The sequence below is a fragment of the Winogradskyella sp. SM1960 genome, from assembly GCF_020179375.1.
Classification (GTDB): domain Bacteria; phylum Bacteroidota; class Bacteroidia; order Flavobacteriales; family Flavobacteriaceae; genus Winogradskyella; species Winogradskyella marina.
This window is the reverse complement of the sequence record NZ_JAICBG010000001.1, coordinates 1,252,500-1,271,776: the sequence shown is the minus strand read 5'-3', so window position 1 is coordinate 1,271,776 and position 19,277 is coordinate 1,252,500. Positions and strand designations below refer to the sequence as shown.

The following is a 19,277-nucleotide window of genomic DNA, read 5'->3' as shown; positions in this document are numbered from 1 at the left end:
ATTATATAAAAATATTCAATTTATACATTTAAAGGGTTATAACCTAAATAAGGCATTTCATATTCTTTAAAGATGACATCATGAGATTCCATTGCTTTTAGGATAGGTCCATAGACTTCTTTTGTAATTGGAATTTGTACACCAGGTGTTTTTATTTCACCATTTAATATTGTTAAGGTTGCAATAGCAACGGGTAAGCCTACCGTTTTAGACATCGCTGTATAGGTCTGGTCTTTTCCTAAGGTTACCATAGTAGCATCAATTTGATGCTTTTCACCATCGAGTTCGTATCCAAATTTATGGTACATCACAATCATATCTTTATCATCTTCGCTAAGCGTCCAACTATCCATTAAGATTTTCTGAAGAATTTGAGCAGGTGTTGCTTTATCAAGTGCTACCATTTTTTCAGAACTAAAGATATCAAGCTCTAAAAACTTATCCCAAATCATATCATCTTGGTCTATTTTTAAGGCGTGTCTAAACTTAAGCTCAACCGAATCCGTTGGACTGTATGGTAAAAACGAATTTACAAAATCGCGATAGCTCATATTTATACTGTCGTCAATGGTGTAGCTATCATCCGTCATTCCAAGTTGTACAAAAACATTCCATGCGCGACTAAAACCAACACGTCTCATAGTACCACGGTATAATGTTTTTACATGTTCTAAACCATAAACATCTTGATATTTTAAAGAATCTCTATTGGCATAGCCTTCAAAACGGCCGTAACCTTCTACATCTAAAAATTCGGTACGTCTAAATAAACGGTTGTAGGGAATATATTTGAATTTGTTTTCTTGTAAAAATTTTGCGGCACCACCTTGTCCAGCAACCACCACGTTTCTTGGATTCCAAGTAAATTTATAGTTCCAAAGGTTATTATCACTTTCAGGGGCGACTAAACCACCTGTAAATGATTCGAATAATATAATTTTTCCACCTTTGGCTCTAATGCGGTCAATAACGTGCATAGCACTCATATGGTCAATACCTGGGTCTACACCAATTTCATTCATAAAGATGAGGTTGTTGGCTTTAGCATCTTCGTCTAAGGCTTGCATTTCTGGACTCACATAAGAAGCCGTGACCATATTCTTTTTATAAGTAATACAATCTTTAGCAACTTCGATATGAAACCGTGCAGGAAGCATAGATATCACAATATCTGCGGCTTTAATCGCAGGAATTCTTGAGTCAGCATTAAATACATCTAAATGAATTACCTCTGTATTGGGATGCGAGCCAACGAGCTTTTTAGCATTATCTACATTGAGATCGCCAATGGTGAGATGAAGTTTTTCGGATTCAGAATTATCGAGTAAATATTTTATAAGGTATGAGCAAGATTTTCCTGCTCCAATAATTAATATGTTTCGCATAATGAGTTTATATAACTAATTTTGTATTGCACGAATGTAATAAATACATCATGCATTAGAAACCGAATTAACGTTTTAATTATGAATAGAAAGGTATTAATAACTGGAGCAATTTTAGGTATTTTAGGTATTATTTTGGGAGCTTTCGCTGCACATGGTTTAGAAAAATTAGTTGATTCGGATGCTATTACATCCTTTGAAACTGGTGTGCGTTATCAGTTATACCATGCGTTTTTTCTTCTCATATTAGGAGGGACGTCAATTGTGAGTTTGAACATGAAAAAACCTATTTTTTATTTAGTGCTTATTGGTGTTATTTTCTTTTCGGGCTCTATATATGGATTGGCTACAAACGCGCTTTTAAGTTTTGATTTTAAGACTGTTGCGTTTATAACACCTATTGGAGGATTACTCCTAATTATGGCTTGGGTACTGATGTTAATCGATATAATAAGAAATAAGGTCGATTAATGTTAATCAAAGGTGTGGTTTCCAAATAAAATTTTAATTTTGCAGCATTAAACAACACAAATATTATGGCAAATCATTCCCAATCAACGAAAACGATTTCGTTAGATCAATATGGAATTAAAAATGCGAAAGTAAATTATCAATTATCATCAGATGAACTTCATGCTGAAACCATTTCAAAAGACCAAGGAGTAGAATCTTCTTCTGGCGCTTTAGCGGTTAATACAGGTGAGTTTACAGGTCGTTCTCCATTGGACAGATTTATTGTGAAAGATGATGTCACCAAAGACAAAATTTGGTGGGGAGATATCAATATTGCTTTTGATAGTGATAAATTTCAAAAACTTTACGATAAAGTTATTGACTATTTATCGGACAAAGAGATTTATGTACGTGATAGTTATGCTTGTGCAGATGAAAATTACAAGTTAAATATTAGAGTCATTAATGAGTATCCTTGGAGTAATATGTTTGCTTATAACATGTTTTTACGTCCAACGGAAAAGGAACTAGAGAATTTTTCTCCAGAATGGACTGTAGTCAATGCTCCTGGTTTTATGGCAGATCCTAAAGTCGATGGTACACGTCAACACAATTTTGCGATTTTAGACTTTACACGCAAAATTGCCTTAATTGGAGGAACTGGCTATACAGGTGAAATTAAAAAAGGCATCTTTTCGGCGTTAAACTTTATTCTTCCTGTATTTAAGAATACCTTACCTATGCACTGTAGTGCTAATGTTGGTAAAGAAGGTGATACAGCAATTTTCTTCGGTTTATCGGGAACAGGAAAAACAACCCTTTCCACAGATCCAAATCGTAGTTTAATTGGTGATGACGAACATGGTTGGACAAAAGAAAATACCGTTTTTAATTTTGAAGGAGGTTGCTACGCGAAAGTGATTAACTTATCACAAGAACAAGAACCAGAGATTTTTGCAGCCATTAAAAAAGGAGCCATTCTAGAAAATGTAATTATGGATGATAATGGCAATGTTGATTTTGCTGATACATCTATAACTCAAAATACTAGAGTTAGTTATCCAATTTATCATATTGAAAATATTAGGAAACCATCAATAGGTAAAAATCCAAAAAACATCTTTTTCTTAACAGCAGATGCCTTTGGAGTGTTGCCTCCGATTTCTAAATTGACTCCGAGTCAGGCAGCATATCACTTTATTTCTGGTTACACGGCCAAAGTTGCGGGTACAGAAGCTGGAGTAGTAGAACCTGTTCCAAGTTTTTCAGCGTGTTTTGGAGCACCTTTTATGCCGTTGCACCCAACAGAATATGCAGCTATGTTAAGTAAGAAAATGAAGGACGCAGGAGTTAACGTTTGGTTAGTGAATACAGGTTGGACAGGTGGTCCTTACGGTGTAGGAACGCGTATGAAATTAAAATACACACGTGCTATGATTAATGCGGCTTTAAATGGCGATTTACATGATTATACTTATGAAGATTACCACATTCATTCTGTGTTTGGCGTGGCACAACCAAGAACGTGTCCTGGAGTACCAACAGAAGTGTTGAGTCCTAGAACTACATGGAATGATGATGAAGCGTATTACAACATGGCGTTTAAATTATCTAATGCCTTTAGAGAAAACTTTAAAAAGTTTGAGTCTTATGCTTCTGAAGAAGTGCGACGTGGAGGGCCTCAACGTTATGCGTTTTAATAAGTACTGTTTATAAACTAAAAAAAGCGATTCAAAATTTTGAATCGCTTTTTTTTATATAAAATAGAAACAATAAAGATTTTATTACTTCCCTTTGTTTACAGTGTCAATATACTTTTGTAAGGCCATGGTCATAGAAGGTGTTTCTGGTGTTGGTGCAGAAATATCTACGCGCAAACCTTTTTTCTTTACTGCTTTTACAGTTGTGTTTCCAAACACCGCAATTCGAGTTCCGTTTTGCTTAAAATCTGGGAAATTATGAAATAAAGATTCTATACCAGATGGACTAAAGAATACTAAAATATCATAAGTAACATTTGACAAATCAGATAAATCACTGATGACTGTTTTGTAAAACGTAGCTTGTTTCCAATTGACGCCTAAGTTATCTAATAATTCAGGTATAATAGGTTTAACCTTATCTGTAGTTGGTAATAAAAACGATTCGTCTTTATATTTTTTAATCAATGGCATTAGATCTTCAAACGTACGTTTACCTACATAAATTTTACGTTTTCTGTAAACCACGTATTTCTGTAAATAATATGCCACAGCTTCAGACTGGCAAAAGTACTTCATAGAATCTGGTACTTTAAAGCGCATTTCGTCTGCTACTCTAAAAAAATGATCTACTGAATTTCTACTTGTAAGAATAATAGCTGTGTATTTTGTAAGATCTACTTTTTGCTGTCTCACATCCTTAGAGGATACACCTTCAACATGAATGAAGGGTCTAAAGTCCACTTTTACTTTTTGCTTTTCTTGCAAATCAAAGTATGGAGAATTTTCTATTTTAGGCTCTGGCTGCGATACTAAAATCGTTTTCACTTTCATACGTAAACTAGGTGTTTTTAAGTGTTATACTCCCTAATAACCTTATATAAAACAACATAAGGCCCAATTTCGAGAGCGCAAAGATACAACAAAAAATAGAAAAAATTGGGATTAATTAATTTTAGATGTGTTTTGAGTGAAGATATAAATCCAATTGCATTTATCAGAAAGACAAGTGATAAAGCTGCGATTATAATAATATTGACGGCGATATCTGTGTATAATAGAAACAAATTCGCAATTAGAAAGATAAGGCCAGAAAAATTCTTGAACGTTGTTTTTTGAAACAAGTAGTCGTCTATTAAACTATCCATTTCAAATAGGCTCCCAATTAAACGTTCTAAAAGGGTTTTTATAATTATAATAGTAGAAACTGCAAAAACTAACTTTAGAAACGAAACAAGTTCAAAATCAACAGGTGATACAAAGGTGTTGTAGGTGAAATATATAAAGATACTTAATGATAGCGAGAGGTTTACAAACAGAAAACTATCAAACTGATCTATAAATTTTTGATCTTTAGCATATATTTTTAGGTATTTAGGACTTCCTATCACATACAAAAAGTCATTAAAGCGCAGCGTATTTAAATATTTTGCCACCACAATGGTAAACAATCCTATGATTGTGAAGATGGTAAACCATTCGTGTGTTATATAATTTCGCATGCTGCTAAATTAGTAAGAATTTTAAGTTAACATCCATTTCAATGCTAAATTCCGTTCAATATTACAGTTAAGTAGATCGCCTACTACATAAAATTGCTAATTTTCAATTCATGTAGTTCATTATTTTTAGATTAAAATTGATGCTTAAAACATAATAAATAATAAAGTCATATATCTTTTGTTTTATAATGAAACAGTTTCAAGTCTTAGTTGTTATAATCTATCAAAAACGTTAATTCTCGTATTTAATCATATAAAAACTTTATTTTTGTCCATATCCTAAAAGTCACTCAAAAGAGTGTTTAAAAGTGAATTAATGTCTGACGCAATTGTCATCATCCCTACTTATAATGAGATTGAAAATGCAGAATCAATCATTAGAGCTGTATTTGCACAGCAAAAGGAATATCACGTACTTATTGTTGATGATAACTCACCAGATAAAACAGGAGCTACAGTAAAACGCTTGCAACAAGAATTTCAGAATCGTTTATTTTTGTTAGAGCGAACTGAAAAGAGTGGTTTAGGAACGGCCTATATTGCCGGATTTGAATGGGCTTTAGAAAAATCCTATCAATATATTTTTGAAATGGATGCCGATTTTTCACACAATCCAGACGATCTTACAAGATTATATGAAGCTTGTGCCACTAACGGAGCAGATGTTGCGGTAGGTTCGCGGTATGTTAAAGGTATAACGGTTGTAAATTGGCCAATGTCTCGTATTATGTTGTCTTATGGAGCATCGCGTTACGTAAGGTTAATAACGGGTATGACGGTTAAAGACTCTACAGCAGGATTTATTTGTTATAAAAGAGTGGTTTTAGAAACCATCAATCTTAAGTCCATAAAATTCGTTGGTTATGCCTTTCAAATTGAAATGAAATTTAAAGCCTACAAAAAAGGGTTCAATATTGTAGAAATACCTGTTATTTTTAAGGATAGAACCAAAGGAAAATCTAAAATGAGTGGAAGTATTATTACCGAAGCTATATTTGGAGTGATTAGTTTAAAATTAAAAAGCTTATTTGCTAAGTAAAGATATATGAAGCGAGATACCCTCATAAAAAACGCAAAAATTGTCAACGAAGGAAAAATTGTTGAAGGAGATATTCTTATTGAAGACAATATTATCAAAAAAATTGACAATTCGATAAGTGTTAAATCGGCAGATATAATGGTTATTGATGCAGAAGGAAATTATGTGTTTCCAGGAATGATTGATGACCAAGTACATTTTAGAGAGCCAGGATTAACACACAAAGCTAACATAGAAACAGAGTCTAAAGCAGCTATTGCAGGTGGTATTACATCGTTTATAGAGATGCCAAATACCAATCCGCAAACCACAACTATAGAGAAATTAGACGAGAAATTTGCTATTGCAGCCAACGCATCGTATGCTAATTATTCGTTTATGTTTGGAGGCACTAATGATAATTTAGATGAGATTTTAAAAGTTGATCCCAAAACTGTTGCAGGTTTAAAACTATTTTTAGGATCGTCTACAGGAAATATGCTGGTTGATGATCCAAAAGTGATTGAAAAAATATTTTCGAGCACAGACATGGTCATTTCTGTACATTGCGAAGACGAAGCCACAATAAAAAGAAACTTAGAAACATATAAAGCAGAGTATGGTGATGATATTCCTATGGAATTGCATCCTATAATCCGAAGCGAAGAGGCGTGTTATATTTCCTCTTCAAGAGCTATTGAATTAGCGAAGAAAACAGGAGCGAGATTGCATGTGTTTCATTTATCAACAGGAAAAGAAACGAGTTTATTTTCAAATAAAATTCCACTAAAGGATAAAAAGATTACAGCAGAGGTTTGTGTACATCATTTATGGTTTTCAGATGAAGATTACGCTAAAAAAGGAAGTCATATTAAATGGAATCCTGCAGTGAAAACTTCAAAAGATAGAGACCAATTGTGGAAAGCGTTGTTAGATGATAGAATAGATGTTATTGCAACAGACCATGCACCACATACCTTAGAAGAGAAAAATAATAATTACACCAATGCTCCTTCAGGAGGACCATTGGTACAACATGCCTTAGTAGCTTTAATGGAAGCGCATCATAAAGGTAAAATTTCTGTTGAAAAAATTGTAGAGAAGGCATGCCATAATCCTGCCATACTTTTCAATGTTGAAAAACGTGGTTTTATAAAAGAAGGCTATTTTGCCGATTTGGTAATTGTAAATCCTCAAAGCCCATGGACCGTTAATAAAAGTAATATTCTTTATAAATGTGGATGGTCACCTTTTGAAGGTAATACCTTTAAAAGTAGAATAAGCCATACGTTTGTTAATGGACAATTGGTATATAACAATTTTAATGTTTTAGACGTTAAAGCAGGACAACGATTAACCTTTAATAGATAAGATGTTAAAACGAACCTATATTATACTAGTTTTAGGTATTGTGCTTTTGGCCTGCAATGGTATTAAAAAACCAAAAAAACCAGATAATTTAATATCTAAAGCGCAAATGACGGATTTGCTTTATGACTTATATCTGTTGAATGCCGCTAAAGGAGTTAACAGAGCAACTTTAGAAAAAAATGATCTTGATCCAGAGTTTTATATTTTAAAAAAATATAATATAGACAGTACACGGTTTGCAGAAAGTAACGCTTATTATGCGTTTGATGCCGAAACCTATAAAGCGATTGTTGATGTGGTGAAAGAGCGACTAGAATCTAAAAAACAACACTATGATGAGGTTAAGAAAAAGGAAACAGATTCTATAAATAGACGTAGAGACTCAATTGCAAAATCAAAACGAACTCCTAAGGATTCTATTAAAAAGACAATAGATACCATTAATGTTGAAACGATAAAACCTAAAGATTTTTAAGGAATAGTGTACTGACTTCTTCTATACTTGAATCAATGGGTTTGAATTCAAAATTTAGAGTATTTTTTAGTTTTGAAGCATCGTATTTTGTAACACTAATCGCAGACTTAGTGACTTGTCTGGCTAATTGCCTACGTTGACCAAAAAGTTTATGATTTAGCCAGTCTAATCGCCATGCAATTCCTAATAACCAAGGTTTAGCTTCTTTTGTTGGCGGCTTTACGTTTAAATGATTTGCTATATTTGAAAAAAACGTTTTAAAGCTTAAGTTTTCTGAGACTAAAATAAAACCTTCGTTTTTAATGTTGCCTTCCATGAGTTGTTTCATGGCGTTAACGACGTCCCAAACATCAACATAACCAGTAACACCATTAGTGTAATAAGACATACCATTATAAATGCGTTTAAACAAACCGCCACTATTTCCGCCATGCCAATAACCAGCTCCTAAAATAATTCCGGGATTTACAACCACAGCATCTAAACCTTCTTGTGTACCGCGCCAAACTTCAAGTTCTGCACCATATTTCGTAATGGCATACACGCTATTGTCATCTTCAGGACTCCAATCGGTTTGCTCATCTATTAATATATCGGGATTATTATGATGTCCAATCGCAGCAATAGAACTCATGTAGCATAACTTTTTAACGTTATGACTAATAGATAAGTTAACGATGTTAGCTGTGCCTTCAATATTAATTTTTCTTAAAACTTTAAACTTATCAGGCTCAAACGTGATAAAGGCAGCACAGTGATAAACATGTGTGATATCTTTAAAAGCATCTTGAAGTTGAGGAATATCAGTTAGATCTGCTTTCACCCATTCAATTCTATTAAAAAGTGATTCAGAATCATCTGAAAAGTAAGAGAAGACGTTTTTTGTGCGAGCTAAAGTTTTTTCGCGACGATAAATGGCACGTATAGGTTCATTACTTTTTAAAAGTTGAAAAAGTAAATGCGAACCAACCAAACCTGTACCTCCTGTGACTAGAATCATTGGGTAAAGTTACGTTTTTTTAAGCCTTATTTAAAATGTGTAATTTGAATAATGAGGTTTTGAATTAAATAAATATTTGGAGAGCTAAATTGAGTTAAAATTGTCTTTTGACTTTAAAAGTGGAAACATATCTTTGCGAACATAAACCTGAAACTAAAATAGCAATGGCAAATACGTTTGTAGAAGAATTACGTTGGCGAGGAATGGTACACGATATCATGCCTGGAACAGAAGAGCAATTAGACAAGGAGATGACGACAGCCTATATTGGTTTTGATCCTACATCAGATTCGTTGCATATTGGTAGTTTAGTGCCTATTATTTTATTGGTTCATTTAGAAAAGGCAGGTCATAAACCGGTTGCTTTAGTTGGTGGTGCTACCGGAATGATTGGTGATCCGTCTGGTAAAAGTGACGAACGTAACTTGTTAGATGAAGTTGCTTTAGCACATAATGTAACTGGAATAAAATCAGTATTATCTCGTTTTTTAGATTTTAATTCTACAGCCAAAAACGCACCAGTTTTGGTAAATAATTACGATTGGATGAAAGACTTTAGTTTCATCGATTTTGCACGAGATGTTGGTAAACGTATTACAGTAAATTACATGATGGCTAAAGATTCTGTAAAAAAGCGTTTTTCTGGTGAAGAAGGTAGTATCGGAATGTCGTTTACAGAGTTTACCTACCAATTAATTCAAGGCTACGATTTCCATCATTTATACAAAACCATGGGTTGCAAATTGCAAATGGGAGGTAGCGATCAATGGGGAAATATTACCACAGGAACAGAATTGGTAAGACGTATGCACGATGGTGAAGACCAAGCGAAAGCTTATGCCATGACCTGTCCCTTAATCACAAAAGCAGATGGCTCTAAATTTGGAAAATCTGAAGGTGGAAACATTTGGTTAGATGCAGATAAAACATCGGTTTATAAATTTTACCAATTTTGGTTGAATTCTTCAGATGAAGATGCAGAAAAGTATATCAGAATCTTTACCTTTTTAGATAAAGAAACCATTGAAGCTTTAATTAAAGATCATAAAGAAACACCACACTTAAGATTATTACAAAAACGCTTAGCAGAAGAGATTACTGTATTTGTTCATAGTAAAGATGATTATGATAATGCGGTAAAAGCATCCTCAATTTTGTTTAGTAAAGATTTTAAAAATGAAATAGAACAGTTATCAGAGTCGTTGTTTTTAGATGTTTTTGAAGGTGTGAAACATGCTGAAATTTCGCAAGCAGAATTTAATGAAGGTGTAGACATGATTGGTGCATTGGCCGCGAAAACAGCCTTTTTGAGCTCAAATGGAGATGCAAGACGCGCTTTAAAGGAAAATGCTGTAGCTGTTAATAAAGTAAAAGTAAAGGAAGACTACGTATTGTCTACGGAAGATTTAATTCATGATAAATATATTATTCTAAGCCGAGGAAAGAAAACGAATTTTATTTTAGAAATTGTTTAAGGCTCAGCTTTAAAAAATATAAAAAAGACCTGTTTCGTTATACATATGAGACAGGTCTTTTTATATAAAAAAAGTGCCCAAAACAACTTTTGGGCACCCACTACCAATCAATTAATCAACTATTGAAAATCTTACTTTTTCATAGCATAGGTTAAGTCGAAATAAAATTTAATTCCTTACAAAGCCATTAAATTACAACCTCTAATATCTGAGTTATCAAATCTTCCGATAACTTCAAATTGACCATTGTTATACACTTTACCTAAATCTTGAGTCGCAATAAACGAACACGAATTTATGTTTGCCAAATCAATGACGTTGATGCCTCCGGTTTTATGGAGTGGTTGTATTGTTAAGGCGTCTTCAGTGTCTCGTGTTAGTATTTTCATCCATGGTGGACACTCAAAAACACCATTACCTTTAGAATATGCTTGGCTTAACAATTCTGTCATTCCGTATTCACTATGAATTTGGTTAACGCCAAAACCAGTTTTTAGAATTTTATGCAACTCTTGTCTAATAATTTCCTTTCGTCTACCTTTCATTCCACCAGTTTCCATAATAATGGTATGCTTCAACTGGAGTTGATGTGCTTCAACCAAATCTAATAAGGCAAAGGAAACACCTATGAGTAGTGTTTTTTGTTTTTTAGCCTCGAGTGATTTTAGTGTGTTTACTAATTCGTCTAAATTATTGAGATAGAATCCGCTTTCCGTTTGGTTAGATTTTTCAATTAAATCATTTACCATATAGATAAGAGAAGAACCGTCGCGTTCTAAATAAGATGGTAATAACGCTAAGACTACATAGTCTTCAATGTTTCCATAAAAGTGTTTAAAAGCATTTAGATAACTCTCTTCGTATAGGTTTAAGTCTGAAACGAAATGCTTACTTGTATTATTTCCAGTGGTGCCTGAGCTAGAAAAGGTTTTTTGAATGTCTAAAGACGTGCTTAAAACCGTATGGGATTTAAAAAACTGAATAGGTAAAAAAGGAATATCTGTAACTTGTTTTACATCTGCTGGGTGTTTATTAATTAAGTCACAAAACGAACGATAAACTTTATTGTTTTTAAACTGAAACTTAAAAATATCCAATGCTAAAGCATCACATTCAGCATTAGATTTTATATTGAAAATGGCGTCTTTAGATATCATACAGCAAAAATATGGAAAATAAAAAAAGCGTCCCGATAATTTTCGGAACGCTTTTATATGGTATAAATCTATTAGCTTACTTAATCACTAATTTCTTAGTAGTAGAAGTATTGTTTTGGTTGATTTTTACAATGTAAACACCAGACTTTAAGTTAGACACATTTAATGTGTTGTTTGTTACCGTTTGGTTTTTTACTTGCTTACCTAAGATATCAAATACTTGTACAGAGATAGCATCGCTACTTGTAGAAGAAATTGACACAGAACCTGTATTCGTTGGGTTTGGGTATAAGCTGAATGCGTTTGTGTTAAAATCAGTTACACTTAATGGTGCAGCAATATCAGTAGTGTATCTTGGGAAAATTTGATAATCCTCATCGAATTGTCCACCTAAACCAGTAATGCTTACAGCGGTTGTAGGTATAGCAGTACCAATTAAATCTTCATCACCAAATGCAACTCTACAAATAGTTGTATCCGCTCCGTTTGATATGTCGTAGTTAGTGTTATCAGCGAAAGTACCAGCATCAGCAAAAGTTGCACTATTTACAGTAATTAATCGGCTTTCGTAGTTTTCACCATCGTTTAAAAGATCTGAAACACTCACAATGATTGGAGTTAATGTGTTACCTGTAGAAGACGCACTTGCTACGTTTTGAGTAGGAACAAACTGAAGCGTATTAGCAAATTCAGAAAGCTGTCCTCTTAACCCTGTAATACCATCTCCAATATTAAAAGGAGTACTTAATAAACCAGCAGAATCATCGATTAAGATTCCGGCTCCTCCATCTTGGATGTATTTTTGGTTTCTACTACCATCAGTAACGATATAAGATATAATAGCCTCACCTGTTAATTCGTAAGTACCACCAAGAGTACCAGCTCTCAATTCAGTAATATTAGAGACTTGGTTTATAGATGCGACACTAAATGTAATCATATCAGAATCTACACTTGAACCACCATCTATTAAATCAACTGTAACATCGTAAGTTTCACCATCAGTAGTTGCAATTGTAAAAGGGCTTGTTGCGTTTGTGTTTGGAGTACCATTTACTGTTACAGTAACAGTTTCACTACCAGCTAAATTAGCTGTAATGAATTCAACATCTACAGATGACATGCCTGGAGCAAATGTTGTGTTGTCGCTTGGGCTTGAGATACTAATACTAGGAGGAGCAGTTCCTGCAAAACCTGTCCAAACAATATCATCAACAGCAACTTGTCCTGCGCCATTTTCTGCATTTATAAATTTAATAGTAACATCACCTGGTGTGTTGACCGTGATTGTTCCAGATGCTTTTATAACATCTTGCTCGTCTGAGCTTGTTACATTTCCTACAACTACACCGTTCACTAATACATTTAAATTAACAGCAGTTCCAAAAGCCTGCATATAATTAAAACTAATAGTACCAACACCTCCAGAAATTAAACCTGAACTAAATTCAGCTTGAGGACTTCTGTTTCTTCCAATCATTATCGATTGTCCTGTAATTTCGTAGTCTCCTCTACATTGTGTGTAGTTCCATGTAGAACCATCTTGGCCTGTAAAAGTACCATCAGCATAGCTGTTTCCATCTACAGAAAAGCCATCAAAAGTTTCATTGCCTTGCGCAAACGAAAGCATTGAGGTTAATGTAAATAATAAAAAGTAAATTTTTTTCATAATTATTTGTTATAAAGGTTTAAGTAACAAATATAAGAACAAATGGTCAACTATAATAATCAGAATCGTTAATACTTGCCATTTTACAATATGATAACATCGTAAATTTCAGGTGTTTCTAATAGTCAAGATTTTATAATTTCAATGTTAGGTAATTGTTATCAATTTCAGAATTTTAGAAACATAACATAGATATAATTTATATTTACAATTATTTAAAACTTATTTCAATTGAAAAAAAAAGACATTAAGATATTATTGGTAGATGATGACTTAGATATTTTAGAAATCGTAGGGTTTAATTTATCTGCAGTAGGATATCAAGTTATTACAGGTGAAAATGGAGAAGAAGCTGTTAAATTAGCAAAAAAACATCAACCTCATTTAATTATTATTGATGTAATGATGCCTAAAATGGATGGTGTTGAAGCTTGTGAACGCATTAGAGAAGAACCGAGCTTAAGCGATACTATTATTACGTTTTTAACAGCAAGAGGTGAAGATTACTCTCAAGTAGCCGGCTTTGAGGCAGGAGCAGATGATTATATCGCTAAACCTATAAAACCAAAAGTTTTGATCAGTAAAGTAAAAGCCTTACTGCGACGCCTGAAACATTCTGAAGGTAGCGTTGATGCCGTAATGCAAATCGGTGATTTAACCATTTATAAAGAGGAATATAAAATTACAATTAAAGGTGAAGAAACGGCTTTACCTCGAAAAGAATTTGAATTGTTATCTTTGTTAGCAACCAAACCAGGAAAGGTATTTAAACGAGACGAAATTTTAGATAAAGTCTGGGGAAATGAAGTCGTTGTAGGCGGAAGAACCATTGATGTACACATTAGAAAACTTCGTGAAAAAATTGGAGATAAATCCTTTAAGACCGTAAAAGGTGTTGGTTACAAGTTTGTTGACTAATGCAAAATAATAGCCTTAAGAAATCTTATAAATTCGCGTTGCGAACAGGATTGTATGTTACCTTGTTTACAACGTTTTTAGTTGGTGGTTTTCTACACTTATATGCTAAAGTTAGTTGGCACTTGCTGCTTTATTCTTTGGTCTGTTTCCCAATTTGTTTTGGGATTATTCAATATAGAGTTGAACGTTATATATACAGACGCGTTAAGAAAATATATGATGACTTAACACTTTTAGAATCTACAAGTTTAAGGAGACAACCCATTACTACAGATATGGGAACGCTAACAAAAGAAATTGATAAATACGCCAAAAACAATAAATTTGAAATTGAAACTCTAAAAATTAGAGAAGAGTATCGAAAAGAATTTATTGGTAATGTCTCCCATGAATTAAAAACCCCTTTGTTTACTGTTCAAAGCTATTTGCTAACACTACTAGATGGTGGTGTTGAAGACGAAAAAATAAAGAAAAAATATTTAACTAGAGCAACAAAGGGAGTCGAGCGCTTAACCTATATTATTAAAGATTTAGACATGATTACCAAATTGGAAGTTGGTGATTTAAGATTGGAGAAGGAGAGTTTTGATATGGTTAAAGTGGTTCAAAATGTGTTTGATCTTTTTGAGATGAAATCTGCAAAAAAGAATATTACCTTAACTTTTGATATAGATTATCCCGAACCCATAATGGTTTATGCAGATAAAGAACGCATTCAGCAAGTTTTAACCAATCTCGTTGTGAACTCCATAAAATACGGACGCGAAAAAGGGACTACAGAAGTAAGCATAGAAAATCTTATAAAAAACAAAGCTATTATTAGAGTTACCGATAATGGTGAAGGTATTGCAAAAGCCAATCTTCAGCGTTTATTTGAGCGGTTCTATCGTGTAGATAAGAGTGGGTCACGAAAAGAAGGTGGTTCAGGTCTTGGCTTATCTATAGTAAAGCATATTATTGAAGCACACGAAGAAAAAATATATATCGAAAGCGAGTTAGGAGTTGGAAGTGAGTTTTCTTTTACACTAGAAAAGTCCAAATAGCTTCTTGTAATTTAATTCGTATTCTTTGGCAGTAAAACCGCTAAACTCATCAATTTCAGATAGCATATTAATGTCAAAATCATCTTGATTGCAATACGGAGCTATACTTTCAGTATGTAGTCTTTGAGCCAAATAGTTTTGTTCAAACTGTCCAGGGGTTGGTATAAAAAATGCTTTCTTTTCAAGTTTTTCCAAATCCATTATTGTTGTATAACCCGATCTGCTGAGAATAAGGTCGCTTTTATTGATGGCAATTTCAAGTTGATTACTCGTCATAAAGTTATAAATAACCACATTGTCAATAACCGTTTTGTGTTGCCTTGGTTCTACTTTTCCTTTTACAAAAAGTACACGTCCTTTATAGTGTTTTAATTCATTTAAAAGTTTTTCTTCTAAAAACGTACGTTGTGGTTCAGGTCCTGAAAGTAAAACAAGAAGATTGTATTCGGTTTCGACGTTTAGTTTTTTAAATCGAGATAAAGGTCCTAAGTATTTTACAGATGCCGTAAAGTTTTTAGGATGCCCTAATTCACCACTTAAATTAACAGCTCCCCTTTGATCTGGCACCCAACATTCAGTAAATTTCGAAATTATCTTTTGATGTAACTTACTACTTAACCATGTTGTATTTCCACTTAATACGCGTAATTGGTGCGTAATAAATACTGAAGGAATAGCTTTATGTCTTACTCCAAATCTATTATCTGAAATAATACCAGAAATGCCTTCTGTTTCAACTAAGGCCTTAATAACCTTTTTTTCGCGTTTAATAGTTTTTAATAGATGCGGTGAGTCTTTTAATAATTTAATTTTAAAGTCGTTTGCTTTTTTTGCATACGTAATATTATATGATGGTAATTCAAAGGTGCTTAGTCTTGGGAATTCTTTTTGTAATAACTCTAAGGCAATACCATCACTGGCAATGACAGGTTCAAACCCATTTACGATTAAAGCATTAATAATTGGAATACATCGTGTAGAATGCCCTAATCCCCAATTTAGTGGAGCGACTAATATCCTTTTTTTTGTATTCAACTTATAGCAATATTTCTAATTTGTAGATTAGGTTGTATTTAACAAAGGTAAACCTAAAATGTTTGCTTAATTTTACCGAATTATTAATAAATCTAAAATTTAGTGGGAAGTAAGAACAAACTCAAACGCTTTAAGGAAAATGAAACCTTTCATAATGTGTTTCAACCAACACGAGAAGAATTGGTAGATGCGACGTATAAATTAAAAGGAAAATGGAAGTCAGAAGTTTTTAAAAACAACAATCCATTGGTTTTAGAATTAGGTTGTGGTAAAGGGGAATATACCGTGGGTTTAGCAAAACGTAATGCTGATAAAAATTATGTAGGTATAGATATTAAAGGAGCTCGATTTTGGAGAGGAGCTAAAACAGCGATTGAAGAAGGGATTCCAAACGCAGCGTTTATAAGAACACAGATTGAACTTGTAGATCGTGTTTTTAGCGAAAATGAAGTTGATGAAATATGGATTACATTTCCAGATCCACAAATAAAATACCAGCGCACAAAACACCGAATGACCAATTTGCAGTTTTTAGAGCGTTATAAAAAAGTTTTAAAACCAGGTGGTTTAATGCACTTAAAAACGGATAGTGAATTTATGCATGGTTACACGCTTGGCTTACTACATGGATTAGGTTTAGAAGTGTTATACGCTAACCATAACGTATATAGATTAGAAGGCAGTCCAGAAGAAGTTACTGAAATTCAAACCTTTTACGAAAGTCAGTATTTGGAAAAAGACAAAGCAATTACGTATATTAGATTCAAAATCAACTAAAACTTGAGTATAACAGTCATTTTTTTTCTTGGTCTGATAGTAGCGATGATTGGTGTTATTCCACCAGGATTGTTGAATATGACAGCCGCAAGAATTAGCCTAAAGGAAGGAGCTGCGCGTGGAATTATGTTTTCTACAGGTGTTTGTATTGTAGTTTACATTCAAACGTATTTGGCTGCGATTTTTGCTAGATATTTGTCTAGTCATCCAGATATTGTAGAGATTTTAAGACGTGTAGCTTTCGTCATATTTGTATTAATAACCATATATTTTTTAGTCCTAGCATCTAAGGAAGAAGAAATAAAAAAGGAGACTGAAATAAAGAGTAAACATGGTAGGTTACTGCATGGAATGTTGTTGTCTGCGCTCAATATTTTTCCAATTCCGTATCAGGCTTATATGACCATTACTTTGGTGTCTTTTGGCTGGATGGATTTTCAGAAATTAAGTATCGTTACATACGTTACAGGTGCAGCAACCGGAACATTCGTTATGCTCTATTTTTATATTTTCTTTTTCGACAAGATTAAAGATCGAAGTTTTACGTCTCAAAAAAGTATGAATCTAAGTATTGGTGTTATTACCGGAATTGTTGCATTAATTACCTTTATTAATATCATAAGAGATTTCTAAATGCAACCAGAGACGCTTAGTTTTTTTGAAAAAGTATACGAGGTTGCTAAAAAAATTCCATACGGAAAAGTCACCAGTTATGGTGCTATAGCAAAATACTTAGGTGCAGGTAAAAGTGCCAGAATAGTAGGTTATGCTATGAATGGTTCTCACGGAAAAGATGTACCAGCACACAGAGTTGTGAACAGAAAAGGACTTTTAACAGGCAAGCATCATTTTGAAGGCACTAATCTCATGCAGCAGCTTCTAGAAAGTGAAGGAATTGAGGTTGTTGACCATCAAATTCAGAATTTAGAAGCGGTGTATTGGGACCCTGTAAAGGATCTTTAAAGATCTAAAATAAACTTCAAGCATCGTGCTTCATTCTTCTAGCTTTAATACTTATCTTTGCATTTAGAATTAATCTTAATAAGAATATAAATGTTGTCTGGTTGAGGGTAGTCGAAACCTATTCAGAAAAGACTTAATTGATATAATTAAAACCTTATGAAACTTAACAAACAAGATATCTTAAACGCACTTAAAACCATTACAGCACCTGGTGAAGGAGAAAATATGGTAGATAGTGGAGCCGTAACAAATGTTGTTACTTTTGCTGATGAGGTGATTGTAGATATTACCATAAAAAATCCAACACTTCAAGCACGTAAAAAAACTGAAGTAGAAATTTTGCAAACCATCCACAAAGACGTTTACGAAAAAGCTAAAATAAAAGTCAACGTAAAAGTTGATGCACCTGCAGCAGCACCAAAAAATGAAATAAAAGGAAAAGCAATTCCAGGTATTCAAAATATTGTCGCTGTTGCTTCTGGTAAAGGAGGAGTGGGAAAATCTACGGTAACGGCAAATTTAGCGGTGACGTTATCTAAAATGGGTTTTAAAGTAGGGGTTTTAGATGCCGATATTTACGGACCATCTATTCCTATTATGTTCGATGTGGCTAACGAAAGACCATTATCTGTAACAATTGATGGTAAATCTAAAATGAAGCCTGTAGAAAATTATGGTGTTAAAGTATTATCTATCGGATTTTTTACAAAACCAGATCAAGCTGTTATTTGGAGAGGACCAATGGCATCTAAAGCTCTAAATCAAATGATTTTTGATGCTGCATGGGGAGAATTAGATTTCTTACTAATAGATTTACCTCCAGGAACAGGTGATATTCACTTAAGTATTATGCAAGCGTTGCCAATTACGGGATCTATTGTAGTAAGTACACCACAAAATGTGGCTTTAGCAGATGCTAAAAAAGGTGTGGCTATGTTTCAGCAAGAAAGTATAAATGTGCCAGTTTTAGGTATTATTGAAAATATGGCTTACTTTACACCTGCAGAACTTCCAGAGAACAAGTACTATATATTTGGTAAAGAAGGAGCTAAGCATTTAGCTGAAGATTTAAAGGTCCCATTTTTAGGAGAAGTACCATTAATTCAAAGTATAAGAGAAGCCGGTGATTTGGGGAGACCAGCCGCTATGCAAACAGCAACACCAATTGAAGACGCTTTTGAAGCTATTACACGAGATGTTGTTCAACAAGTAGTGGATAGAAACGATGCATTACCTGCTACCGAAGCCATTAAAATTACAACAATGGCAGGTTGCTCTGCTGTTAAAAAATAATAATACATCCTGTTCCTATATGTTTGAAATAGGAAGGATGTGG

General features: G+C 33.5%; 19 protein-coding genes. 12 read left to right on the top strand and 7 right to left on the bottom strand.

Going from position 1 to position 19,277, the window contains the following annotated elements; translation table 11 throughout:
- Positions 1-20 precede the first annotated feature (20 nt).
- Entirely contained in the window at positions 21-1,385 is a 1,365-nt protein-coding gene (locus K1X16_RS05380) for a saccharopine dehydrogenase family protein (RefSeq protein ID WP_225035328.1), read from the bottom strand.
- 81 nt (positions 1,386-1,466) lie between these two features.
- On the opposite strand from K1X16_RS05380, the gene K1X16_RS05375 reads away from it, so the two are divergent.
- Together K1X16_RS05375 and pckA are read left to right on the top strand one after the other, a co-directional pair.
- On the top strand, positions 1,467-1,856 hold the full coding sequence (locus K1X16_RS05375) for a DUF423 domain-containing protein (protein ID WP_225035327.1): 390 nt from the start codon (positions 1,467-1,469) through the stop codon (positions 1,854-1,856).
- A gap of 65 nt (positions 1,857-1,921) precedes the next feature.
- Positions 1,922-3,538, top strand: coding sequence for a phosphoenolpyruvate carboxykinase (ATP) (gene pckA / locus K1X16_RS05370; protein ID WP_225035326.1), 1,617 nt, complete (start codon positions 1,922-1,924; stop codon positions 3,536-3,538).
- 84 nt (positions 3,539-3,622) lie between these two features.
- Here pckA and K1X16_RS05365 read toward each other — a convergent pair whose 3' ends face one another.
- Together K1X16_RS05365 and K1X16_RS05360 are read right to left on the bottom strand one after the other, a co-directional pair.
- Entirely contained in the window at positions 3,623-4,372 is a 750-nt protein-coding gene (locus K1X16_RS05365; RefSeq protein WP_195870087.1) for a uroporphyrinogen-III synthase, read from the bottom strand.
- A 17-nt stretch (positions 4,373-4,389) separates the two neighbouring features.
- Complete coding sequence (locus tag K1X16_RS05360; protein WP_195870086.1) at positions 4,390-5,040, bottom strand: DUF4271 domain-containing protein; 651 nt, start codon at positions 5,038-5,040, stop codon at positions 4,390-4,392.
- A 316-nt stretch (positions 5,041-5,356) separates the two neighbouring features.
- On the opposite strand from K1X16_RS05360, the gene K1X16_RS05355 reads away from it, so the two are divergent.
- The 3 genes from K1X16_RS05355 to K1X16_RS05345 are packed head-to-tail and all read left to right on the top strand — an operon-like array spanning position 5,357 to position 7,904.
- Positions 5,357-6,079: a polyprenol monophosphomannose synthase gene (locus K1X16_RS05355; RefSeq protein ID WP_225035325.1), complete on the top strand. Its 723-nt coding sequence runs from the start codon at positions 5,357-5,359 to the stop codon at positions 6,077-6,079.
- 6 nt (positions 6,080-6,085) lie between these two features.
- Positions 6,086-7,429 carry a dihydroorotase gene (locus K1X16_RS05350; RefSeq protein WP_195870084.1) on the top strand — a complete coding sequence of 448 codons (1,344 nt, stop codon included), beginning with the start codon at positions 6,086-6,088 and terminating at the stop codon, positions 7,427-7,429.
- Position 7,430: 1 nt separating this feature from the next.
- Positions 7,431-7,904 (top strand): DUF4296 domain-containing protein, encoded by a 474-nt coding sequence (locus K1X16_RS05345; protein WP_195870083.1) that lies wholly within the window; start codon positions 7,431-7,433, stop codon positions 7,902-7,904.
- Here the strand turns inward: K1X16_RS05345 and K1X16_RS05340 are convergent.
- Positions 7,891-8,904: an NAD-dependent epimerase/dehydratase family protein gene (locus K1X16_RS05340; protein ID WP_225035324.1), complete on the bottom strand. Its 1,014-nt coding sequence runs from the start codon at positions 8,902-8,904 to the stop codon at positions 7,891-7,893. The two genes, K1X16_RS05345 and K1X16_RS05340, sit on opposite strands and share 14 nt — an antisense overlap.
- 164 nt (positions 8,905-9,068) lie before the next feature.
- Here K1X16_RS05340 and tyrS point away from each other — a divergent pair, with 164 nt between their 5' ends.
- A complete protein-coding gene (tyrS, locus tag K1X16_RS05335) occupies positions 9,069-10,379 on the top strand; it encodes a tyrosine--tRNA ligase (protein WP_225035422.1) in 1,311 nt (436 codons plus the stop codon).
- A gap of 176 nt (positions 10,380-10,555) precedes the next feature.
- On the opposite strand, the gene K1X16_RS05330 is transcribed toward tyrS, so the two are convergent.
- Positions 10,556-11,536 (bottom strand): acyl transferase, encoded by a 981-nt coding sequence (locus K1X16_RS05330; RefSeq protein WP_225035323.1) that lies wholly within the window; start codon positions 11,534-11,536, stop codon positions 10,556-10,558.
- 76 nt (positions 11,537-11,612) lie between these two features.
- The gene (locus K1X16_RS05325) at positions 11,613-13,205 is read right to left on the bottom strand and encodes a T9SS type A sorting domain-containing protein (RefSeq protein WP_225035322.1); all 1,593 of its coding nucleotides are present in this window, start codon (positions 13,203-13,205) and stop codon (positions 11,613-11,615) included.
- 231 nt (positions 13,206-13,436) lie between these two features.
- Between K1X16_RS05325 and K1X16_RS05320 the strand changes: the two genes are divergently transcribed.
- Complete coding sequence (locus K1X16_RS05320) at positions 13,437-14,123, top strand: response regulator transcription factor (RefSeq protein ID WP_225035321.1); 687 nt, start codon at positions 13,437-13,439, stop codon at positions 14,121-14,123.
- Entirely contained in the window at positions 14,123-15,166 is a 1,044-nt protein-coding gene (locus K1X16_RS05315; protein WP_195870077.1) for a sensor histidine kinase, read from the top strand. The genes K1X16_RS05320 and K1X16_RS05315 overlap by 1 nt, the downstream gene beginning before the upstream one ends.
- Here K1X16_RS05315 and K1X16_RS05310 read toward each other — a convergent pair.
- Positions 15,149-16,201 (bottom strand): glycosyltransferase, encoded by a 1,053-nt coding sequence (locus K1X16_RS05310; protein WP_225035320.1) that lies wholly within the window; start codon positions 16,199-16,201, stop codon positions 15,149-15,151. The genes K1X16_RS05315 and K1X16_RS05310 overlap by 18 nt on opposite strands.
- A 102-nt stretch (positions 16,202-16,303) precedes the next feature.
- On the opposite strand from K1X16_RS05310, the gene trmB reads away from it, so the two are divergent.
- From trmB to K1X16_RS05290, 4 genes are all read left to right on the top strand, one after another.
- Entirely contained in the window at positions 16,304-16,978 is a 675-nt protein-coding gene (gene trmB / locus K1X16_RS05305; protein WP_195870075.1) for a tRNA (guanosine(46)-N7)-methyltransferase TrmB, read from the top strand.
- 3 nt (positions 16,979-16,981) lie between these two features.
- Positions 16,982-17,611: a LysE family transporter gene (locus K1X16_RS05300; protein WP_195870074.1), complete on the top strand. Its 630-nt coding sequence runs from the start codon at positions 16,982-16,984 to the stop codon at positions 17,609-17,611.
- Positions 17,612-17,941 (top strand): MGMT family protein, encoded by a 330-nt coding sequence (locus K1X16_RS05295; protein WP_225035319.1) that lies wholly within the window; start codon positions 17,612-17,614, stop codon positions 17,939-17,941.
- A 156-nt stretch (positions 17,942-18,097) separates the two neighbouring features.
- Positions 18,098-19,234 (top strand): Mrp/NBP35 family ATP-binding protein, encoded by a 1,137-nt coding sequence (locus tag K1X16_RS05290; protein WP_225035318.1) that lies wholly within the window; start codon positions 18,098-18,100, stop codon positions 19,232-19,234.
- The last annotated feature ends 43 nt before the right edge of the window (positions 19,235-19,277 follow it).

What these genes read in the sequence shown, in the direction of transcription:
- K1X16_RS05380 (WP_225035328.1), bottom strand. Translation starts at nt 1,385, where the DNA reads ATGCGAAACATATTAATTATTGGAGCAGGAAAATCTTGCTCATACCTT.
- K1X16_RS05375 (WP_225035327.1), top strand. Translation starts at nt 1,467, where the DNA reads ATGAATAGAAAGGTATTAATAACTGGAGCAATTTTAGGTATTTTAGGT.
- pckA (WP_225035326.1), top strand. Translation starts at nt 1,922, where the DNA reads ATGGCAAATCATTCCCAATCAACGAAAACGATTTCGTTAGATCAATAT.
- K1X16_RS05365 (WP_195870087.1), bottom strand. Translation starts at nt 4,372, where the DNA reads ATGAAAGTGAAAACGATTTTAGTATCGCAGCCAGAGCCTAAAATAGAA.
- K1X16_RS05360 (WP_195870086.1), bottom strand. Translation starts at nt 5,040, where the DNA reads ATGCGAAATTATATAACACACGAATGGTTTACCATCTTCACAATCATA.
- K1X16_RS05355 (WP_225035325.1), top strand. Translation starts at nt 5,357, where the DNA reads ATGTCTGACGCAATTGTCATCATCCCTACTTATAATGAGATTGAAAAT.
- K1X16_RS05350 (WP_195870084.1), top strand. Translation starts at nt 6,086, where the DNA reads ATGAAGCGAGATACCCTCATAAAAAACGCAAAAATTGTCAACGAAGGA.
- K1X16_RS05345 (WP_195870083.1), top strand. Translation starts at nt 7,431, where the DNA reads ATGTTAAAACGAACCTATATTATACTAGTTTTAGGTATTGTGCTTTTG.
- K1X16_RS05340 (WP_225035324.1), bottom strand. Translation starts at nt 8,904, where the DNA reads ATGATTCTAGTCACAGGAGGTACAGGTTTGGTTGGTTCGCATTTACTT.
- tyrS (WP_225035422.1), top strand. Translation starts at nt 9,069, where the DNA reads ATGGCAAATACGTTTGTAGAAGAATTACGTTGGCGAGGAATGGTACAC.
- K1X16_RS05330 (WP_225035323.1), bottom strand. Translation starts at nt 11,536, where the DNA reads ATGATATCTAAAGACGCCATTTTCAATATAAAATCTAATGCTGAATGT.
- K1X16_RS05325 (WP_225035322.1), bottom strand. Translation starts at nt 13,205, where the DNA reads ATGAAAAAAATTTACTTTTTATTATTTACATTAACCTCAATGCTTTCG.
- K1X16_RS05315 (WP_195870077.1), top strand. Translation starts at nt 14,123, where the DNA reads ATGCAAAATAATAGCCTTAAGAAATCTTATAAATTCGCGTTGCGAACA.
- K1X16_RS05295 (WP_225035319.1), top strand. Translation starts at nt 17,612, where the DNA reads ATGCAACCAGAGACGCTTAGTTTTTTTGAAAAAGTATACGAGGTTGCT.
- K1X16_RS05290 (WP_225035318.1), top strand. Translation starts at nt 18,098, where the DNA reads ATGAAACTTAACAAACAAGATATCTTAAACGCACTTAAAACCATTACA.